Below are 19,549 nucleotides of genomic sequence, written 5' to 3' on the forward strand. Positions count from 1 at the left end.
CATCTGCGGAGCGTCGCACTGCACATTAATAATGCTAATGTAAATGAAGAATTATTAGCTATACTGACCCATACAAACTGCCTAGTGTCGATTGCGTGAACTCACCACTGGTCGTCGGCTTCCTGGCCTGCTTCACGCTGATCGCCGCGATTGGCGCGCAGAACGCATTCGTGCTGCGGCAGGGAATCCAGCGTGAGCACGTGCTGCCGGTGGTGGCGCTGTGCACGGTGTCCGACATCGTGCTGATCGCCGCCGGTATCGCGGGGTTCGGCGCATTGATCGGCGCACATCCGCGTGCGCTCAATGTCGTCAAGTTTGGCGGCGCCGCCTTCCTAATCGGCTACGGGCTACTTGCGGCCCGGCGGGCGTGGCGACCTGTTGCGCTGATCCCATCTGGCGCCACGCCGGTTCGCTTAGCCGAGGTCCTGGTGACCTGTGCGGCATTCACGTTCCTCAACCCACACGTCTACCTCGACACCGTCGTGTTGCTAGGCGCGCTGGCCAACGAGCACAGCGACCAGCGCTGGCTGTTCGGCCTCGGCGCGGTCACAGCCAGTGCGGTATGGTTCGCCACCCTCGGGTTCGGAGCCGGCCGGTTGCGCGGGCTGTTCACCAACCCCGGCTCGTGGAGAATCCTCGACGGCCTGATCGCGGTCATGATGGTTGCGCTGGGAATCTCGCTGACCGTGACCTAGTACAGCACGTGTGCACACGCGGGTTGGACCACGTGATCGTCGATGGGCACATACCGTTCGGCAGGAGGGCGCGCGGTCAGTCTGCACAACTCAGTCACCAGCTGACACGCCGACGGCGGCCTCGCCCGGGCGTGTCGGCGCCACCAGTGCACATTCGGCGTGACGCGGCCCTACGGATCGTGTTGGAGCTGTAGCCCGTTGATACCGGTCGCGAACGGTGAACGGCGCTAATCGGGGGAGTGGGGTCGAGGCTGTCTGGCCTTCCCCGTCCGCAAGTTCGCGTTCGGCCGGGCCGATATCTGGTTCAGGGTGGGTCGAGGCCAAATTTCATCACGGTTGCGGTTGAGCAAAGTTGCTGTAGCTTGCTCGCGAGGAGACGGCCGATATCGCCTCATTGGCATTAGTGTTGGCTGTCATGGCCGGACTGAACATTTACGTGAGGCGCTGGCGGACAGCGCTTCACGCAACCGTGTCGGCATTGATAGTTGCCATCCTCGGACTCGCCATCACCCCGGTCGCTAGTGCGGCGACGGCCAGGGCGACGTTGTCGGTGACATCGACGTGGCAGACCGGTTTCATCGCCCGCTTCACCATCACAAACTCGAGCACGGCGCCGCTAACCGATTGGAAGCTTGAATTCGACTTGCCGGCAGGAGAATCCGTCTTGCACACATGGAATAGCACCGTTGCACGATCTGGCACGCACTACGTTCTCAGCCCAGCGAATTGGAATCGCATCATTGCCCCCGGTGGTTCAGCCACGGGCGGCCTAAGAGGCGGGCTGACCGGTTCTTACTCGCCGCCGTCGAGTTGTCTGCTCAACGGGCAATATCCTTGCACCTAGACGCGACTGCGCACTGAGGCTCGCCGACTGCAACAATGCGGCTACTGCCAGGTGGGTCTAGTGGGTCGTCACGGCCAACGTCATCTCGGAGTTGATGCGGACGGCGCCAGAGCCCTGGGGCTGGTGATGACCAGAAGGTTGCCTGAACCGAGAAATTGGATTGATCGCAGTGCCGGTGGCGGGCTACGGTCGGGCGCGTGGGCATCTACGCAGTGACGGTACGTCGTGTCCGCCCTCGGACGGTCGCGACGGGCATGGGGCTGGCACCGGCTCCATGACGAATGGGCAGCGCGGGTAGTCAGCGCGGCCGCAGTGCGGCCCGGTGAGCTCGTGTTTGACATCGGCGCCGGCGAAGGGGCACTGACGGCGCATCTAGTGCGAGCGGGGGCGCGGGTGGTCGCCGTGGAGTTGCACCCGCGACGAGTCGGTGTCCTCCGCGAGCGATTCCCTGGCATTACCGTGGTGCACGCGGACGCCGCCTCGATCCGGTTGCCCGGCCGGCCGTTCCGGGTTGTGGCGAACCCGCCGTACGGGATTTCGTCCCGCCTGCTGCGGACGCTGCTGGCACCCAACAGCGGGCTTGTCGCGGCCGATCTCGTGCTGCAGCGAGCCCTCGTATGTAAATTCGCTTCTCGCAACGCGCGAAGGTTCACCCTGACCGTCGGCCTCATGCTGCCACGGCGCGCGTTCCTGCCACCGCCGCATGTGGATTCCGCGGTGCTCGTCGTCCGCCGCCGGAAGTGCGGTGACTGGCAGGGGCGGTAAACCCGCGGCCGCCAGTAGGTGTACCACCTTTGCTAGAAGTGGCACACTTCGTTCTATGTCGACCACTCGTCCGCGCTACCAAATAACCGAAACCCCGGAGGTAGCTCAGGCATTGGACCGGGCCGCCCAGCGATGGCCTGGCGAGCCCCGTTCCAAATTATTGCGGCGCCTGATCATCGATGCTCGACGATCCGCGTTCCGCGGGTAGCGTCGTTGCGCCGTACGACGATGGCGAGCTGCTGCGTCTCGCCGAACTACGCGCTAGCAGCGGGCTAAAACTACCTGATTGCTGCGTGCCGGATGTGGCAATTCATCACCAGGCAAGCCTCGCAACCTTTGACGACACGCTCGCTGCCGCAGCACGCACAAGGAGCGTGCCCGCTAGCACAAACGGCGCAGCTAACCCAATACGACCAGCTTCACTTGACATAATGTCGCTTATCGGCTTATAAGTGATGCGAGTTGCTCCTTACGATGACCATGGCACAGCGGCATCCTTCTCTGCGCCAAGCTGGCCAGCTACGTGGCTCGAAGTTCTTGGTAAAGAGCAGGCGTCAGATCGACGCTTTGTCGCAGTTGTAGTTGGCCCGGCCGAGTTCGCTGTTCATACGCGGTGACAACGAGGCCGACACCGCCCGCCGCCGGCACGAGGACACCTTGCATGTGCAAGAACCAGGCCGCATGTCCGACCGCCTGGCACCCTGACCAGTCGTCGCCATAGATGTCGTCGTTCTCGAGCCCCACGGCTTCCCGAGCTTGCGGGGTTGTCAGATCGAGGACGGCCAGGTCCGTGACGTCGATCGTGTGTAGTCGGTAGGCCGCCTCGAGCATCTTCTCTGCGGTCGTTGAAGCCGCTTGCGCCGCCCGTTCCACCTCAACCATGCAGGCTTGGGCGGAATCAGCAAGATAGATCGCCGGAAAGAGCAGCGGCGGATTCCACCTGCCTCCGAATCTGCGCGCGCCCTCACCGGACAAGGCGTCACGGTGCGCGCCGGTATACCGGTAGCACGTTTCCGACCACTCAATTGTTCCGCGTGCGTCGATACGCTGGACGAGCCCTTCATCGAGGGCATCGCTCACACGAACACTCCCTCCGCCATCGCGTCGATGAGCGCCAACACGCGTTGGTACTCGCCGTCTCGCACGAGGTCGGCAGGCTTGCGGTGTTCCAGTAACCGATTCGGCGAAAACATCCACACGTTCGCCTGGTCACGCGGCAGCACTTCCGCGAGGGCGTCGGCGACATAGGCCAGCTCGATAAGTCGTTGCTTGTTGAGGCGTTGGGGAACCACCTGACCTGCGGTCCATCGCGCCACGGAACGCGGCGAGGCATCGACGATGTCACCGACTTCCTCGTAGGTCAATCCCAAGCGCTCGATCGCACCCGACACGGTCGAGGCGAGCACATTTACTCCCATGGGCAGCCTGTCTTCCTTTTGTCTATTGATTTGTCATGTATTATGACACGAACCGAGGCGTCGATGCGAGAGGAACTTCACGACGATGGGCATTCAGTTTCGGCTCGGGCCGGGTGATCACAAACCGGTCGAGGACTTCCTGTCCCGCGACCACGCCGGCACCACTGCGATCACGCTGGACACCAACGCCACTCGTCACCAGCACGACGCTGCCGCAGCCGCAGTCGACGCAGGCCTAGATGTCTACTGGGAGCCAGCAGCCGAGCGCCTCGCCGCGCACCCGGCTTCGGGCTCGACAAGTTCCCTCTGTGAAACGGGCAGCCCTACGACACGGATGCCCTGACGCGCGACGCGGCGGCACGCGCCGAACTCGTCGGCAGGACTCTCGACAAACACCCGTCGATCGTCACGCACGTCACGGCCCCACACTTCTACCTCACCAACGAGCGCACCGCACGCCTCAACATCGACCTTGCCGAGCGCACGCGCTTGGCCGTCGGCTAGGCGGACCGCATGCGAACGGCCTTGACCCCGAGCCACGCCCGTAATGAATGCAACCTTGCCCTCAAGCCTGCCCACAACACCACCTCCGGCGAGTAGTTCCCCCGGCGGGGGGGCTTACACCAAGCAGGAACGTCACCGTGACGAATTGTCGCGTGGCGCAGTGTCAAAGGTCCAGTACGCGACGAAGTCCTCGGTCAACCTCGTGCATCAAGCTCGCTGGCACCTCCCCAACTCGGTCGGTGAGGTCAGTCTTGTTGAGCGTGACAATCGCCGTGACGTTGACGACCGAGTCACGTGGCAGTCGCGTTGTGGTCGCGGGCAAGAACACGTTGCCGGGCATTGCCGCCAGCGCCGTATTGGACGTGATCACCGCTGCGATCACAGTGGCAAGGCGACTTGCGTTGTACGGATCTGACTGGATTACGAGCACCGGGCGGCGCTTCGCCGGCTGACTGCCTGATGGCGGCCCGAGGTCAGCCCAGTAGATCTCGGCACGACTAATCACCACTCATCGTCCATGGTTTCTAGCACGCGGTATGCGTTGGCCACGGCGAGGGCCTCCGCTTCGTCGGTGCCATGGATGCTCTCTAGAGCCCTGTCGATCTGGCCCGTGAGCAATTGGGCGTCCAGCTCGTGCAGGTAGCGCTGCGCAGCCTTCGTGAAGAACTCGGACCGACTCATGCCGAGCTCACTCGCACGCCGCGATACCCGATCGAACGTCTCATCCGGCAGAGAAATAGCTGTCTTCATACAGATAGTATAACCGGGTATAACTTCCAGAAGACGGCGGCTGTTTCGTCACAGTGACGCTATTGCTGGTCCAAACACACTCCACGATTCCGCGCGTCGCTACCCCGGGATAGTCCGATCAGGTGTCTTGGGTGGCCCGGCAAGTGGTTTGATGCGTCCGGCCCGCACGCCGTTGGCGATGACGATGACCTCGGTGAACTCGTGCACAAGCACGACCGCGGCCAGTCCGAGGATCCCGAACAACGCCAGCGGCATCAGCACGGTGATGATACTTAGGGACAATCCGACGTTTTGCACCATGATCTGCCGCGAGCGCCGGGCATGGTCTAGGGCTTGGGGCAGATGCCGCAGGTCTTGGCCCATCAGGGCGACGTCGGCGGTTTCGATGGCGACGTCGGTTCCCATGGCGCCCATCGCGATTCCCAGGTCGGCGGCGGCCAGGGCCGGAGCGTCGTTGACTCCGTCGCCGACCATCGCGGTGGGTTGCCGAGCCCGCAGCTGTGCGACCAGATGAGCCTTGTCCTCGGGCCGCAATTCGGCATGTACCTGCTCGATGCCGGCTTGGGCTGCCAGGGCGGCAGCGGTGGCATGGTTGTCGCCGGTGAGCATCGTCACCTGGTAGCCGCCGGTGCGCAGCCCGGCCACCACCTCGGCGGCTTCCGGGCGTAGTTCGTCGCGCACGGCGATGGCACCAAGCAGCTGCTGGTCGCGTTCGACGAGAACCGCTGTGGCGCCGGCTTGTTGCATGCACGCCACATGATCTGCGAGCTCGGCGGCATCGAGCCAGCCGGGTCGCCCCAGTCGCACCACCCGCCCGTCGAGGCGGCCTATCAGCCCGGCGCCCGGGACGGCTTGCACGTCGCTGGCGGCGGTCGTCGCTTGGGTCGCGGCAAGCACGGCCACAGCCAGGGGATGTTCGCTGCGGGCTTCCAGGGCGGCTGCCACCGCCAACACTTCCTCGCGGGTAGCGCCGTTTGTGGTGGCGACGTCGATGACGACGGGCCGGTTGGCGGTTAACGTACCGGTTTTGTCCAGGGCTACCGCGCGGATGGTGCCCAGGGTTTCCAGCGCGGCGCCGCCCTTGATGAGCACGCCGAGTCTGGAGGCGGCGCCGATGGACGCGACCACGGTGACCGGAACGGCGATGGCCAGCGCGCACGGGGCGGCGGCGACTAATACCACGAGCGCGCGTTCGATCCAGACCAGCGGATTACCCAAGACGCTGCCGGTCCCGGCGATCAGCGCCGCGGCGATCATGATGCTGGGCACCAACGGTCGCGCGATACAGTCGGCTAGCCGCTGACTAGCACCTTTTCGGACCTGTTCGGCCTCCACGATGTGCACGATGCGCGCCAGCGAGTTGTTGGCCGCGGTAGCGGTGACCCCCACCTGCAGCACGCCCAAGCCGTTGATCGACCCGGCGAACACTTCGTCACCGGGTCCAACCTCGACCGGCACCGATTCGCCGGTGATCGCGGAGACATCCAGGGCGGTGCGCCCGGCACGAATGATGCCGTCGGTGGCCAGGCGTTCGCCCGGTTTAACGATCATCTGGTCACCGACGTGCAATTCGGTTGAGGCCACGATGGTTTCGGTGCCCTCCCGCAGAACTGTGGCCTGATCCGGCACCAGCGACAGCAGGGCGCGCAGGCCACGGCGAGTGCGCGCCGTCGCGTATTCCTCCAAGCCTTCGCTGATCGAGAACAGAAACGCCAGCGTAGCGGCCTCACCCAGCTCGCCAAGTGCGACAGCGCCCAGCGCGGCGATGGTCATCAGGGTGCCTACGCCGACGCGGCCTTCGGCCAGTCGTTTGAGGCTGGAGGGCACGAATGTCGAGGCCCCAACCGCCAGCGCAAGGGCCTTCAGTCCCAGTACGACCGGCCACAGCGGATAAGCCCATGCGGCAACTAGCGACGCGGTCAGCAACACTCCGGAGAATGCGGCTCGCCGCAGTTTGGCGACTTGCCAGAGCTGCTCCGGCTCGCGGTCCTCGTTGTCCTCGCCGTCGCAGCAGGCATCGCTCGTCTCCCCCGATGGCTGCGCGGCCACGTCACGCCGAACTCCTGATAGTGTTCGCGTGCTCCAGTCGATGATTTTCTGCACTACCCCGGCCTTGCGGTTACTGGCCGAGCGCGAAGCATACGCGGGCACCGCCGCCGCAGGGACGGTCTCGGCATCGATGATTGCCGACAGGATGGCAGCGGTGTCGCAGATTGCGCGTGAATACCAGATCACAATGGATGCCGTCCGCGGATAGGCATGCACGGCCTGCACACCGGCCACCTTGCCGACGGTGTCCTCGATCGCAACGGCCCGTCCCGCGTCGAACTGAAACCCGGTGGCCTGCACACGCATCCGCCCGGCTGCATCGGATACAACGGTCAGCTGGACCTCGGCGTCAACTACAGTCGTCACTCGTCGACCCTGGCGCCAGCGGGCAGGGGCGCCTCCTCACCGATGCGCCCGCGAGCCTCGGCAACGACGTCGGCGACTGTCAGCCGGGCCGACTCGGCCGCCGCCTCCGCGCGCCGGGTTCCGCGCAGGCCCCACTCCATCACGGTCACCGACGCCCGGCGAATGGGCGCCGTACCCAGCGCTTTGCGCAGCGTTTCGTAGGCGCTCACCCCGACCAGTCCGGTGAGCACCGCCCCGGCCGCCTTAACCAATAGCTCATGCGTAACCACGGTCAGTTCTCCTTTGCTTTGTCCTGTAACCACAAGTCGTGTCGTCTGCTGCTCAGCTACCTGTCATCTCGACCGCCTCCCCGGACGCGGCGCGCTCGGCGACACAGGGTTGGTCGGTATCCACCGCGAGAACGACCTGGACCAACTCGCCCAAGGCTCGCGCCAGGTGACTGTCGGCCAGCGCATACCGAACCTGCCGGCCCTCATAGGTTGCGACTACCAGCCCGCAGCCCCGCAAACACGACAGATGGTTGGACACATTCGATCGGGTCAACCCGAGGTGCGCAGCTAGCTGGCCGGGATAGCAAACGCCATCCAGCAACGCCACCAGAATCCGGCACCGCGTCGGATCAGCCAGAGCCCGGCCGAGTCGAGCCAGGGCCGATTCCCGCATCTCACACGTCAGCATAGATCAAATAGTACACCATATACTGGTATAACAGCAAGAGCTGAATTGTACATCCATAGCAGATATGATCGGCGCGCGTCACAAGCTTCCGGCCGCAGAGCCGCCAACTCACGATATCGTTAACCGATATCCCGAGCCGATAGCTGGCGGGCTCGGGTGGTGGCCAGCGGCGCTGCGACGAAAGGTGTGACCGTCATGAAACAGACACCACCGGCGGCCGTCGGCCGTCGTCACCTGCTCGAGATCTCAGCATCCGCAGCCGGTGTGATCGCGCTTTCGGCGTGTAGTGGGTCGCCGCCCGAGCCCGGCAAAGGCCGGCCCGACACAACCCCGGAACAGGAAGTCCCGGTCACCGCGCCCGAGGACTTGATGCGCGAACACGGAGTGCTCAAACGCATCCTGCTGATCTATCGCGAGGGGATCCGCCGCCTCCAAGCCGATGATCAGAGTCCCGCTCCAGCACTGAACGAAAGCGCGCAGATCATTCGACGCTTCATCGAGGACTACCACGGACAGCTGGAAGAGCAATACGTCTTCCCCAAGCTGGAACAAGCCGGCAAGCTCACGGACATCACCTCGGTCTTGCGCACCCAGCATCAGCGCGGCCGGGTGCTCACGGACCGGGTACTCGCCGCCACCACTGCAGCGGCTGCATTCGATCAGCCTGCGCGAGACACCCTGGCCCAAGACATGGCAGCGTACATCCGAATGTTTGAGCCGCATGAGGCGCGCGAGGACACGGTCGTTTTCCCGGCGTTGCGCGACGTGATGTCCGCTGTCGAGTTTCGCGACATGGCCGAGACCTTTGAAGACGAGGAGCACCGGCGCTTTGGCGAGGCCGGTTTTCAATCGGTGGTCGACAAGGTCGCCGATATCGAAAAAAGCCTTGGCATCTACGACCTGAGCCAGTTCACCCCCAGCTAAAGACACTAATGCCCTTGGGTTAGGGACCATCGCCTCCTGACGCGATCGCGACAGCTGGCTAACGTCGGTAGTACACCCATGCAGAGGGGACGCCAATGTCAGCCCAACAAACGAACCTCGGAATCGTGGTCGGTGTGGATGGTTCACCCTGCTCGCATACGGCAGTCGAATGGGCCGCGCGCGATGCGCAGATGCGCAACGTTGCGCTCCGCGTGGTGCAGGTCGTGCCCCCGGTAATAACCGCCCCGGAAGGGTGGGCATTTGAGTATTCGCGGTTTCAAGAAGCCCAAAAGCGCGAAATCGTCGAACACTCGTACCTGGTCGCCCAAGCGCACCAAATCGTCGAACAGGCCCACAAGGTCGCCCTCGAGGCATCCTCCTCAGGTCGCGCCGCGCAAATCACCGGCGAAGTGCTGCACGGCCAGATAGTGCCCACGCTGGCCAACATCTCCAGGCAGGTCGCGATGGTCGTGCTGGGCTACCGAGGTCAGGGCGCCGTAGCCGGCGCCTTGCTGGGATCGGTCAGCTCAAGCCTGGTTCGCCACGCTCATGGCCCTGTCGCCGTAATACCCGAGGAGCCGCGACCGGCGCGCCCGCCGCACGCGCCGGTTGTGGTGGGCATCGACGGCTCGCCCACCTCGGGATTGGCGGCCGAGATCGCCTTCGACGAGGCATCGCGCCGCGGCGTGGACTTGGTGGCGCTGCACGCGTGGAGCGACATGGGCCCCCTCGACTTTCCTAGGCTCAATTGGGCGCCGATCGAATGGAGAAACCTCGAAGACGAGCAGGAGAAAATGCTCGCCCGGCGTCTGAGCGGATGGCAAGACCGGTATCCCGATGTCGTCGTGCACAAAGTCGTGGTGTGCGATCGACCGGCACCCCGCCTGCTCGAATTGGCACAAACCGCTCAGCTTGTGGTGGTTGGCAGCCACGGCCGCGGGGGGTTCCCCGGCATGCATCTCGGCTCAGTCAGCAGAGCGGTGGTCAATTCCGGTCAGGCTCCGGTTATCGTCGCCCGAATCCCCCAAGATCCGGCAGTGCCGGCCTGAGGGCCTGTGCGATCTGCTCGGGTGGTGCCCACCCGCGCGGAAAGCCCCGTCCGAACCGTGATTGGGCAACGTCGGGCCGGGCCAGCAGCGCTGGACCGTAGGTCCCTGCAGTGGATGACTTACGGCCCTGATCCACACCGGCGACCGTTAGGCAGGGTTGAGCCAACCGTCGGTTGAGCGTCTGGCTGCGAGGTGAGGTGATTGTCGGCGTCAGTGTCTGCCACGACGGCTCATCATGGCTTGCCAGCACATGAAGTGGTGCTGCTGCTGGAGAGCGATCCATATCACGGGCTGTCCGACGGCGAGGCCGCCCAACGACTAGAACGCTTCGGGCCCAACACCTTGGCGGTGGTAACGCGCGCTAGCTTGCTGGCCCGCATCCTGCGGCAGTTTCATCACCCGCTGATCTACGTTCTGCTCGTTGCCGGGACGATCACCGCCGGTCTTAAGGAATTCGTTGACGCCGCAGTGATCTTCGGTGTGGTGGTGATCAATGCGATCGTGGGTTTCATTCAAGAATCCAAGGCAGAGGCCGCACTGCAGGGCCTGCGCTCCATGGTGCACACCCACGCCAAGGTGGTGCGCGAGGGTCACGAGCACACAATGCCATCCGAAGAGCTGGTTCCCGGTGACCTTGTGCTGTTAGCGGCCGGTGACAAGGTTCCCGCCGATTTGCGGCTGGTGCGACAGACCGGATTGAGCGTGAACGAGTCAGCACTTACCGGCGAGTCGACGCCGGTTCACAAGGACGAGGTGGCGTTGCCGGAGGGCACACCGGTCGCTGATCGTCGCAATATCGCGTATTCCGGCACATTGGTAACCGCGGGCCATGGCGCCGGGATCGTCGTCGCGACCGGCGCCGAAACCGAACTCGGTGAGATTCATCGGCTCGTTGGGGCCGCCGAGGTTGTCGCCACACCGCTGACCGCGAAGCTGGCGTGGTTCAGCAAGTTTCTGACCATCGCCATCCTGGGTCTGGCAGCGCTCACGTTCGGCGTGGGTTTGCTGCGCCGGCAAGATGCCGTCGAAACGTTCACCGCTGCGATCGCGCTGGCGGTCGGGGCAATTCCCGAAGGTCTGCCCACCGCCGTGACCATCACCTTGGCCATCGGCATGGCCCGGATGGCCAAGCGCCGCGCGGTCATTCGACGTCTACCCGCGGTGGAAACGCTGGGCAGCACCACGGTCATCTGCGCCGACAAGACCGGAACGCTGACCGAGAATCAGATGACGGTCCAGTCGATCTGGACACCCCACGGTGAGATCCGGGCGACCGGAACGGGCTATGCACCCGACGTCCTCCTGTGCGACACCGACGACGCGCCGGTTCCGGTGAATGCCAATGCGGCCCTTCGCTGGTCGCTGCTGGCCGGTGCCTGCAGCAACGACGCCGCACTGGTTCGCGACGGCACACGCTGGCAGATCGTCGGCGATCCCACCGAGGGCGCGATGCTCGTCGTGGCCGCCAAGGCCGGCTTCAACCCGGAGCGGCTGGCGACAACTCTGCCGCAAGTGGCAGCCATACCGTTCAGTTCCGAGCGGCAATACATGGCCACCCTGCATCGCGACGGGACGGATCATGTGGTGCTGGCCAAGGGTGCTGTGGAGCGCATGCTCGACCTGTGCGGCACCGAGATGGGCGCCGACGGCGCATTGCGGCCGCTGGACCGCGCCACCGTGTTGCGTGCCACCGAAATGTTGACTTCCCGGGGGTTGCGGGTGCTGGCAACCGGGATGGGTGCCGGCGCCGGCACTCCCGACGACTTCGACGAAAACGTGATACCAGGTTCGCTGGCGCTGACCGGCCTGCAAGCGATGAGCGATCCACCACGAGCGGCCGCGGCATCGGCGGTGGCGGCCTGCCACAGTGCCGGCATTGCGGTAAAAATGATTACCGGTGACCACGCGGGCACCGCCACGGCGATCGCAACCGAGGTGGGGTTGCTCGACAACACTGAACCGGCGGCAGGCTCGGTCCTGACGGGTGCCGAGCTGGCCGCGCTGAGCGCAGACCAGTACCCGGAGGCCGTGGATACAGCCAGCGTGTTTGCCAGGGTCTCTCCCGAGCAGAAGCTGCGGTTGGTGCAAGCATTGCAGGCCAGGGGGCACGTCGTCGCGATGACCGGCGACGGCGTCAACGACGCCCCGGCCTTGCGTCAGGCCAACATTGGCGTCGCGATGGGCCGCGGTGGCACCGAGGTCGCCAAGGATGCCGCCGACATGGTGTTGACCGACGACGACTTCGCCACCATCGAAGCCGCGGTCGAGGAAGGCCGCGGCGTATTCGACAATCTGACCAAGTTCATCACCTGGACGCTGCCCACCAACCTCGGTGAGGGCCTAGTGATCTTGGCCGCCATCGCTGTTGGCGTCGCCTTGCCGATTCTGCCCACCCAAATTCTGTGGATCAACATGACCACAGCGATCGCGCTCGGACTCATGCTCGCGTTCGAGCCCAAGGAGGCCGGAATCATGACCCGGCCACCGCGCGACCCCGACCAACCGCTGCTGACCGGCTGGCTTGTCAGGCGGACTCTTCTGGTTTCCACCTTGCTCGTCGCCAGCGCGTGGTGGCTGTTTGCATGGGAGCTCGACAATGGCGCGGGCCTGCATGAGGCGCGCACGGCGGCGCTGAACCTGTTCGTCGTCGTCGAGGCGTTCTATCTGTTCAGCTGCCGGTCGCTGACCCGATCGGCCTGGCGGCTCGGCATGTTCGCCAACCGCTGGATCATCCTCGGCGTCAGTGCGCAGGCCATCGCGCAATTCGCGATCACATATCTACCCGCGATGAATATGGTGTTCGACACCGCGCCAATCGATATCGGGGTGTGGGTGCGCATATTCGCTGTCGCGACCGCAATCACGATTGTGGTGGCCACCGACACGCTGCTGCCGAGAATACGGGCGCAACCGCCATGATGCCCCGTCCGTGAGTACGGTGTGCGTGCGGTCGATCCGGCCAGAGTTACCAGGTCGGAACTAGCCAGTTACGTTGTACTCGTGCGGTTCTCGTAGTCAACCAAGCGTGCCTGCAGTTCGGCGTACGGTACGGACCGTGGCAGCTGCTCTCCGTCGCTCACGGCCCGAGCCGCGTGGGCCGCTGCATACAACCCCGCGCTGTAGGGCACTGAACCGGTTGACACCCGGGCCACCCCGAGCTCACCAAGGTCGGCGATCGTCAAGCCGGGCACGGGCAACGTGTTAACCGGGCACGGAATGTTGCGAGTGAGCTCAGCAAGTTCGTCGGGATCGTTGGCCAGTGGGACAAAGACGCCGTCGGCGCCGGCATCGACGTAGCGAAGTGCGCGCTGGATCGTGCTGGTGGTATCGGCGTGCTGGCGCAACCAATAGGTGTCGACGCGGGCGTTGACGAACACCTCGGGGTTACGTTGTTTGATCGCAACGATTTTAGCGGCTGCCAGGGCGGGGTCGATGAGCTTTTCGGCGCTACTGTCCTCGATATTGATTCCGGCTGTCGACAGTTGTGCGACGTAGTCAGCAATGGCGTCGGGTTCGTCGCTGTATCCGTCCTCGATGTCGACGCTGACGTAGCATTGCAGCGGTGCCAGGGCGGCCGCCAGTGCGATGTTGGCGCCGCGAGTGGCGCGGTGCCCGTCCGGGTGCCCGCCGCTGGACGAGACCCCGAAACTGGTTGTGCCGATAGCCGTGAAGCCCTCCGCGAGGTAGGCCAGGGCCGACGGCACATCCCAGGCGTTGGGCAACACGAACGGAACACCTTGGTGATGAAGATCGTGGAAACTCATTCCCTACCTCCCTGCTGGCGGATGGGCCTGATTGTATGTGTGACCCGCGTCAGCAGGGTCAGTCGGTGAGACCCGTCGCCGCTGGCCGATTCAACTAGGTTGCGGACGGATGACCACTTCGTTGGGTATCACCAGAATCAGTCTGTCGTGCTCGACGAGTGATGATGCGGCGCACACCGTATGCCGCCACACCGACACCGAGCACCGCGGCCCCGGCGGCCACCGAGGAGAGTGGCAGCGCGAACGCCAGGACTACGCAGCCGATCAGTCCCACCAGCGGAATCAGGCGGCGGGGCCGGCCCTCGTCGAGCCCCAGAGTCAAGGCGGAGGCGTTGGCGATCGCGTAGTAGACCAGCACACCGAAGGACGAAAAGCCGATCGCACCACGGATATCCGCTGTCGCCGCCAGCGCCGCCACCACCGCGCCAACCACCAGTTCGGCACGAAAGGGCACCTTGAACCTAGGGTGCACGGCGGCCAGCCAGCGCGGTAGGTGCCGGTCGCGTGCCATCGCCAAGGTGGTGCGGGAGACCCCGAGAATCAAGGCCAGTAGCGAGCCCAATGCGGCCACCGCGGCCCCTATCTGCACGACGGGAATCAGCCAGTTCACCCCCGCGACCCGCATGGCCTCCGACAACGGGGCGGCGGCCCGCGCGAGCCGCTGCGGACCCAACACAGCGATCACGGCCACGGCGACCAGGGCATACACCGCCAGGGTGATGCCCAGCGCCAGCGGGATGGCGCGTGGGATCGTGCGGGCCGGGTCGCGGACCTCCTCCCCCAGCGTGGCGATGCGGGCATAGCCGGCGAACGCGAAAAACAGCAGGCCGGCCGCCTGCAGCATCCCCCAGACGTGTGCATCTACACCGATATCGAGTCGCGCCGGGTCCGCAGCGCCGGAGCCATAGGCGGCGACCACGACTGCGGTCAAGACCACCAACACCACGGCGACGATCGACCGGGTGAGCCAGGCGGACTTCTGTATCCCGGCGTAGTTCACCGCGGTCAGTGCCACCACCACGGCGACGGCCACCGCGTGCGCTTGCGCGGGCCACACATAGAAGCCGACCGTCAACGCCATCGCCGCACACGATGCCGTCTTGCCGACCACAAAGCCCCAGCCCGCCAGGTATCCCCAGAAGTCGCCCAGCCGCATCCGGCCATACACATAGGTGCCCCCCGAGGCCGGGTAGCGCGCGGCCAGCCGCGCCGACGAGATCGCATTGCAGTAGGCCACCACCGCGGCCACTGCCAACCCGAGCAACAACCCAGAACCGGCCGCGTACGCGGCCGGGGCCAGGGCGGCAAAGATTCCGGCACCGATCATGGACCCAAGCCCGATCACCACCGCATCCAAGAGCCCCAGCCGTCGCCGCAGCTCATCTGGAATATCGCGTGGGTCTAGCGGGCGTCTCATGCCTCGATAAGGCTACGGCATCCGATATCGGTATACGATATCTACCCGGAATTTGACGCCCGAGACCCGCATGCGTCCAGGGTTTGTGGGTTTGGGGTTTGGTCAGTGGCCGGTCTACGTTGTTCGCTGGCCTAAACTCCACCTGACGCCGCGGCAGCGAAAGCGTGTCTTGCATCGGCGACGATTGCTCACCGATCGCCCGATTTCGTTGTCACAAATTCCAATCCGCACAGGAGGGCCCATGAACGACCCGTGGCCCAGGCCAACGCAAGGGCCGGCGAAAACCATCGAAACCGACTACCTGGTGATAGGTGCCGGAGCGATGGGAATGGCATTCACGGATACCCTCATCACCGAGTCCGGTGCGCGCGTCGTCATGATCGACCGCGCATGTCAACCTGGTGGACATTGGACCACCGCCTACCCGTTCGTGCGGCTACACCAGCCATCGGCCTATTACGGCGTCAACTCAAGGGCACTAGGCAACAACACCATTGACCTCGTCGGTTGGAACCAGGGACTGAACGAACTGGCACCAGTCGGCGAGATATGCGCCTACTTCGATGCTGTATTGCAGCAGCAACTGCTCCCCACCGGGCGGGTTGACTACTTCCCGATGAGCGAATACCTGGGCGACGGCCGGTTCCGGACACTGGCAGGCACCGAATACGTCGTCACCGTCAATCGGCGCATCGTCGATGCCACCTACCTGCGTGCCGTCGTACCGTCGATGCGGCCGGCGCCGTACTCGGTTGCACCCGGCGTCGACTGCGTCGCTCCAAACGAACTGCCCAAACTCGGCACCCGGGATCGCTACGTGGTCGTCGGTGCCGGCAAGACCGGCATGGACGTCTGCCTATGGTTGCTCCGAAACGACGTCTGCCCTGACAAGCTGACCTGGATCATGCCGCGTGATTCCTGGCTGATCGACCGAGCGACGCTGCAGCCCGGGCCCACATTCGTCAGGCAGTTCAGGGAAAGCTACGGTGCGACTCTCGAGGCCATCGGGGCCGCGACCTCGACCGACGATCTGTTCGACCGACTAGAGACCGCCGGAACCCTGCTGCGCATCGACCCCTCGGTGCGTCCGAGCATGTATCGCTGCGCCACTGTGTCGCACCTCGAACTCGAGCAGCTGCGCCGTATCCGCGACATCGTCAGGATGGGCCACGTCCAACGCATCGAGCCCACCACGATAGTGCTCGACGGCGGATCGGTTCCCGCCACACCCACGGCCCTCTATATTGACTGCACCGCCGATGGAGCACCACAACGTCCAGCCAAGCCGGTTTTCGACGCAGACCACCTAACCCTGCAAGCCGTGCGCGGATGCCAACAGGTGTTCAGCGCCGCGTTTATCGCGCACGTCGAATTCGCCTACGAGGACGACGCGGTGAAAAACGAACTCTGTACCCCGATTCCACACCCGGACTGCGATCTGGACTGGATGCGTCTGATGCACTCCGATCTAGGCAACTTTCAGCGCTGGTTAAACGACCCCGATCTGACGGACTGGCTGAGCTCGGCGCGGTTGAACTTGCTCGCCGACCTGCTGCCGCCGTTGTCTCACAAGCCGCGGGTGCGCGAGCGGGTGGTGTCGATGTTCCAAAAGAGGTTGGGCACCGCCGGCGACCAGCTAGCGAAGCTGCTCGACGCCGCCACCGCAACAACCGAACAACGCTAAGGATCGGCCGTGCACCATAACCGCGATGTCGACTTGGCGCTTGTCGAGCGACCCAGCTCGGGATACGTCTACACAACGGGTTGGCGACTGGCCACAACGGACATCGACGAGCACCAACAACTGCGCCTCGACGGTGTGGCGCGCTATATCCAAGAGGTCGGTGCCGAGCATCTCGCCGATGCCCAATTGGCAGAGGTCCATCCCCATTGGATTGTCCTGCGCACGGTCATCGATGTCATCAACCCGATTGAGCTACCCAGCGACATCACCTTTCACCGGTGGTGCGCAGCGCTTTCCACCAGGTGGTGCAGCATGCGTGTGCAGCTGCAAGGATCCGCCGGCGGCCGCATCGAAACCGAAGGGTTCTGGATCTGCGTGAACAAAGACACCCTGACGCCGTCCCGTCTCACCGATGACTGCATCGCACGTTTCGGCAGCACCACCGAAAACCACCGGCTCAAGTGGCGCCCATGGCTCACCGGGCCGAACATCGATGGTACCGAGACACCATTTCCCTTGCGTCGCACGGATATTGACCCGTTCGAGCATGTCAACAACACCATCTACTGGCACGGTGTGCACGAAATACTCTGCCAGATACCCACCCTGACGGCACCCTACCGCGCCGTGCTCGAGTACCGCAGCCCCATCAAGTCCGGCGAACCGCTGACCATTCGTTACGAGCAGCACGACGACGTCGTGCGCATGCACTTCGTCGTCGGCGACGACGTGCGCGCGGCAGCGCTGCTGCGCAGGCTATAACCGTCTGGACGAATCGGCGGTATGCCGACCACCATGAACCAAGGTCCGCAACGCATCGAAGCACGAGGAGAATCCATGTCTGGACGGTTGATAGGAAAGGTCGCACTTGTCAGCGGCGGGGCGCGCGGTATGGGTGCATCCCATGTGCGGGCGATGGTGGCCGAAGGCGCAAAGGTTGTGTTCGGCGACATCCTCGACGAGGAGGGCAAGGCGGTGGCCGCCGAACTGGCCGATGCGGCCCGCTACGTCCATCTCGACGTTACCCAACCCGCGCAATGGACGGCTGCGGTGGACACCGCGGTCACCGCATTCGGTGGCCTGCACGTGCTGGTCAACAACGCCGGCATTCTCAACATCGGGACGATCGAGGACTACGCCCTCACCGAATGGCAGCGCATCCTCGATGTCAACCTGACCGGAGTCTTCCTGGGCATCCGCGCTGTCGTCAAGCCAATGAAAGAGGCTGGTCGCGGCTCCATCATCAACATTTCGTCGATCGAGGGGCTGGCCGGCACGGTTGCTTGTCATGGCTATACCGCCACCAAGTTCGCCGTGCGGGGGCTGACCAAGTCCACCGCTCTCGAGTTGGGGCCCAGCGGAATTCGAGTCAACTCGATTCACCCTGGGTTGGTCAAGACGCCGATGACTGACTGGGTCCCCGAAGACATCTTCCAGACCGCGCTGGGCCGCGCGGCCGAACCCGTGGAAGTGTCCAACCTCGTCGTCTACCTGGCCAGCGATGAGTCGAGCTATTCCACCGGCGCGGAATTTGTGGTCGACGGCGGGACCGTAGCTGGCCTGGCACACAACGACTTCGGTGCCGTCGAGGTGTCCTCGCAGCCGGAATGGGTGACGTAAACGCCGATTGGCAGGCAATGCCCGACCGGTCTGGCGATGACGATCGCGTCCGCGCTCAACCGCAATCGGATACCCAGCCGGCCTGTCCCGCACCCGGCCCAAGGAACGGCGTCGTGGTGGCTATTCCGACTCGAGTGGGTGATCATCCTTAGGCTCGTGCGCTTGGTCGACCGCCGAGATAGCAACGAAGCCGGCGCCGGCTTGGATACCGTCATGGGCGGCTTCGATGTCGTACCGGGCGAGTCCCGGCGGTTGGTGCAGCGTGCAGCGGCGGGCGATGACCCGGAATCCCGAGTCTGCGAGCAGTTGTTCGAGTTCGGCCGCGGTGTAGAAGCGGGCGTCGCGGTAGCCTGGCTGTCCGCGGGCCGCGCGCAGAGCGTACAGGTCGGCCCACGGTGTCCCGCGAGGCAAGAACCCGATAACAAGGCCGCCGCCGTCGGCGAGCAGACGCCGCGTTTCCCGGAATATGGCGGCCGGGTCGGTGACGAAACAGAGCGTGAATGCCATGAGGACCGCCCCGAAGTGCCGGCTGACGAAAGGGACCGCCTCGCCGACGGCATTGGCGACCAGGACGCCGCGCCGGCGTGCGAACATCAGCGCATCACGGGATGGATCGAGTCCGAACCGCACGCCGAGCAGGTCGGCGAAACGTCCTGTACCGACACCGATTTCCAAGCGTGGCTGGGCAAAGACCTCGATGAGCGGCCGCAACGCGGCGACCTCGGTCGCCAGGATCGGCCGCCCGGTGGGTGAGTCATACCAGGCGTCGTAGGCCGCCGCGTCGCGCCCGGCGGCCGACGATGCCGGCATCCGGGTGTCAGGCGTCACCGCGAGCTGATTCCAGCAACAATCGGCGTTCGGCGGCCGCGACCGACCCCGGGGTAGCAGCAATCGCGCCCGAATGGACCGACACTGAGGTGATTCCCATCCGGACCAGATGCTCGGCGAAAGTCGGGTTGCCCGAGAGCGCTTGACCACACAGCGACGATGTGCTGCTGACAGTGATGGTTGGCATCGGTTTT

19 protein-coding genes are annotated in these 19,549 nt (G+C 64.5%); 9 read left to right on the plus strand and 10 right to left on the minus strand.

Features of this window, described 5'->3' with window-relative positions; all coding sequences use genetic code 11:
• Positions 1 to 95 precede the first annotated feature (95 nt).
• The 3 genes from Rv1986 (at position 96) to erm(37) (ending at position 2,304) form a co-directional block, all read left to right on the plus strand.
• The gene (locus Rv1986) at positions 96 to 695 is read left to right on the plus strand and encodes an amino acid transporter (RefSeq protein NP_216502.1); all 600 of its coding nucleotides are present in this window, start codon (positions 96 to 98) and stop codon (positions 693 to 695) included.
• Between the two features lie 415 nt (positions 696 to 1,110).
• Positions 1,111 to 1,539 (plus strand): chitinase, encoded by a 429-nt coding sequence (locus Rv1987; protein NP_216503.1) that lies wholly within the window; start codon positions 1,111 to 1,113, stop codon positions 1,537 to 1,539.
• 225 nt (positions 1,540 to 1,764) lie between these two features.
• The gene (gene erm(37), locus Rv1988) at positions 1,765 to 2,304 is read left to right on the plus strand and encodes a 23S rRNA (adenine(2058)-N(6))-methyltransferase Erm(37) (RefSeq protein ID NP_216504.1); all 540 of its coding nucleotides are present in this window, start codon (positions 1,765 to 1,767) and stop codon (positions 2,302 to 2,304) included.
• Positions 2,305 to 2,823: 519 nt separating this feature from the next.
• Here erm(37) and Rv1989c read toward each other — a convergent pair.
• From Rv1989c to cmtR, 7 genes are all read right to left on the minus strand, one after another.
• On the minus strand, positions 2,824 to 3,384 hold the full coding sequence (locus Rv1989c) for a hypothetical protein (protein NP_216505.1): 561 nt from the start codon (positions 3,382 to 3,384) through the stop codon (positions 2,824 to 2,826).
• Complete coding sequence (locus Rv1990c) at positions 3,381 to 3,722, minus strand: transcriptional regulator (protein NP_216506.1); 342 nt, start codon at positions 3,720 to 3,722, stop codon at positions 3,381 to 3,383. Before Rv1990c ends, Rv1989c begins: the two co-directional genes overlap by 4 nt.
• 667 nt (positions 3,723 to 4,389) lie before the next feature.
• The gene (mazF6, locus tag Rv1991c; RefSeq protein ID NP_216507.1) at positions 4,390 to 4,734 is read right to left on the minus strand and encodes an mRNA interferase MazF6; all 345 of its coding nucleotides are present in this window, start codon (positions 4,732 to 4,734) and stop codon (positions 4,390 to 4,392) included.
• Positions 4,728 to 4,976 carry an antitoxin MazE6 gene (gene mazE6 / locus Rv1991A; protein ID YP_007410673.1) on the minus strand — a complete coding sequence of 83 codons (249 nt, stop codon included), beginning with the start codon at positions 4,974 to 4,976 and terminating at the stop codon, positions 4,728 to 4,730. The genes mazF6 and mazE6 overlap by 7 nt, the downstream gene beginning before the upstream one ends.
• A gap of 99 nt (positions 4,977 to 5,075) precedes the next feature.
• On the minus strand, positions 5,076 to 7,391 hold the full coding sequence (gene ctpG / locus Rv1992c; protein NP_216508.1) for a cation transporter ATPase G: 2,316 nt from the start codon (positions 7,389 to 7,391) through the stop codon (positions 5,076 to 5,078).
• The gene (locus Rv1993c) at positions 7,388 to 7,660 is read right to left on the minus strand and encodes a hypothetical protein (RefSeq protein NP_216509.1); all 273 of its coding nucleotides are present in this window, start codon (positions 7,658 to 7,660) and stop codon (positions 7,388 to 7,390) included. Before Rv1993c ends, ctpG begins: the two co-directional genes overlap by 4 nt.
• A gap of 52 nt (positions 7,661 to 7,712) precedes the next feature.
• Positions 7,713 to 8,069, minus strand: coding sequence for an HTH-type transcriptional regulator CmtR (cmtR, locus tag Rv1994c; protein NP_216510.1), 357 nt, complete (start codon positions 8,067 to 8,069; stop codon positions 7,713 to 7,715).
• 156 nt (positions 8,070 to 8,225) lie between these two features.
• Between cmtR and Rv1995 the strand changes: the two genes are divergently transcribed.
• From Rv1995 to ctpF, 3 genes are all read left to right on the plus strand, one after another.
• Complete coding sequence (locus Rv1995) at positions 8,226 to 8,993, plus strand: hypothetical protein (protein NP_216511.1); 768 nt, start codon at positions 8,226 to 8,228, stop codon at positions 8,991 to 8,993.
• Between the two features lie 95 nt (positions 8,994 to 9,088).
• The gene (locus Rv1996; protein NP_216512.1) at positions 9,089 to 10,042 is read left to right on the plus strand and encodes a universal stress protein; all 954 of its coding nucleotides are present in this window, start codon (positions 9,089 to 9,091) and stop codon (positions 10,040 to 10,042) included.
• A 201-nt stretch (positions 10,043 to 10,243) separates the two neighbouring features.
• Complete coding sequence (ctpF, locus tag Rv1997; protein NP_216513.1) at positions 10,244 to 12,961, plus strand: cation transporter ATPase F; 2,718 nt, start codon at positions 10,244 to 10,246, stop codon at positions 12,959 to 12,961.
• 68 nt (positions 12,962 to 13,029) lie between these two features.
• Here the strand turns inward: ctpF and Rv1998c are convergent, their stop codons facing one another.
• Complete coding sequence (locus Rv1998c) at positions 13,030 to 13,806, minus strand: hypothetical protein (protein NP_216514.1); 777 nt, start codon at positions 13,804 to 13,806, stop codon at positions 13,030 to 13,032.
• Positions 13,807 to 13,900: 94 nt separating this feature from the next.
• Positions 13,901 to 15,223 carry a transporter gene (locus Rv1999c; protein NP_216515.1) on the minus strand — a complete coding sequence of 441 codons (1,323 nt, stop codon included), beginning with the start codon at positions 15,221 to 15,223 and terminating at the stop codon, positions 13,901 to 13,903.
• A gap of 70 nt (positions 15,224 to 15,293) precedes the next feature.
• Here Rv1999c and Rv2000 point away from each other — a divergent pair, with 70 nt between their 5' ends.
• The 3 genes from Rv2000 to fabG3 all read left to right on the plus strand — a co-directional run bounded on the left by Rv2000 (position 15,294) and on the right by fabG3 (position 18,527).
• A complete protein-coding gene (locus Rv2000) occupies positions 15,294 to 16,907 on the plus strand; it encodes a hypothetical protein (protein NP_216516.1) in 1,614 nt (537 codons plus the stop codon).
• 9 nt (positions 16,908 to 16,916) lie between these two features.
• A complete protein-coding gene (locus tag Rv2001) occupies positions 16,917 to 17,669 on the plus strand; it encodes a hypothetical protein (protein NP_216517.1) in 753 nt (250 codons plus the stop codon).
• A 75-nt stretch (positions 17,670 to 17,744) separates the two neighbouring features.
• The gene (gene fabG3, locus Rv2002) at positions 17,745 to 18,527 is read left to right on the plus strand and encodes a 3-alpha(or 20-beta)-hydroxysteroid dehydrogenase (protein ID NP_216518.1); all 783 of its coding nucleotides are present in this window, start codon (positions 17,745 to 17,747) and stop codon (positions 18,525 to 18,527) included.
• A 120-nt stretch (positions 18,528 to 18,647) separates the two neighbouring features.
• Here the strand turns inward: fabG3 and Rv2003c are convergent, their stop codons facing one another.
• Positions 18,648 to 19,505 carry a hypothetical protein gene (locus tag Rv2003c; RefSeq protein NP_216519.1) on the minus strand — a complete coding sequence of 286 codons (858 nt, stop codon included), beginning with the start codon at positions 19,503 to 19,505 and terminating at the stop codon, positions 18,648 to 18,650.
• Positions 19,506 to 19,549: the final 44 nt, after the last annotated feature.

The organism is Mycobacterium tuberculosis H37Rv (genome assembly GCF_000195955.2).
In the GTDB taxonomy this organism is placed as follows: domain Bacteria; phylum Actinomycetota; class Actinomycetes; order Mycobacteriales; family Mycobacteriaceae; genus Mycobacterium; species Mycobacterium tuberculosis.

What these genes read in the sequence shown, in the direction of transcription:
- Rv2000 (NP_216516.1), top strand. Translation starts at nt 15,294, where the DNA reads ATGCGTCCAGGGTTTGTGGGTTTGGGGTTTGGTCAGTGGCCGGTCTAC.
- cmtR (NP_216510.1), bottom strand. Translation starts at nt 8,069, where the DNA reads ATGCTGACGTGTGAGATGCGGGAATCGGCCCTGGCTCGACTCGGCCGG.
- fabG3 (NP_216518.1), top strand. Translation starts at nt 17,745, where the DNA reads ATGTCTGGACGGTTGATAGGAAAGGTCGCACTTGTCAGCGGCGGGGCG.
- Rv1998c (NP_216514.1), bottom strand. Translation starts at nt 13,806, where the DNA reads ATGAGTTTCCACGATCTTCATCACCAAGGTGTTCCGTTCGTGTTGCCC.
- Rv1999c (NP_216515.1), bottom strand. Translation starts at nt 15,223, where the DNA reads ATGAGACGCCCGCTAGACCCACGCGATATTCCAGATGAGCTGCGGCGA.
- mazE6 (YP_007410673.1), bottom strand. Translation starts at nt 4,976, where the DNA reads ATGAAGACAGCTATTTCTCTGCCGGATGAGACGTTCGATCGGGTATCG.
- Rv1996 (NP_216512.1), top strand. Translation starts at nt 9,089, where the DNA reads ATGTCAGCCCAACAAACGAACCTCGGAATCGTGGTCGGTGTGGATGGT.
- Rv1987 (NP_216503.1), top strand. Translation starts at nt 1,111, where the DNA reads ATGGCCGGACTGAACATTTACGTGAGGCGCTGGCGGACAGCGCTTCAC.
- Rv1990c (NP_216506.1), bottom strand. Translation starts at nt 3,722, where the DNA reads ATGGGAGTAAATGTGCTCGCCTCGACCGTGTCGGGTGCGATCGAGCGC.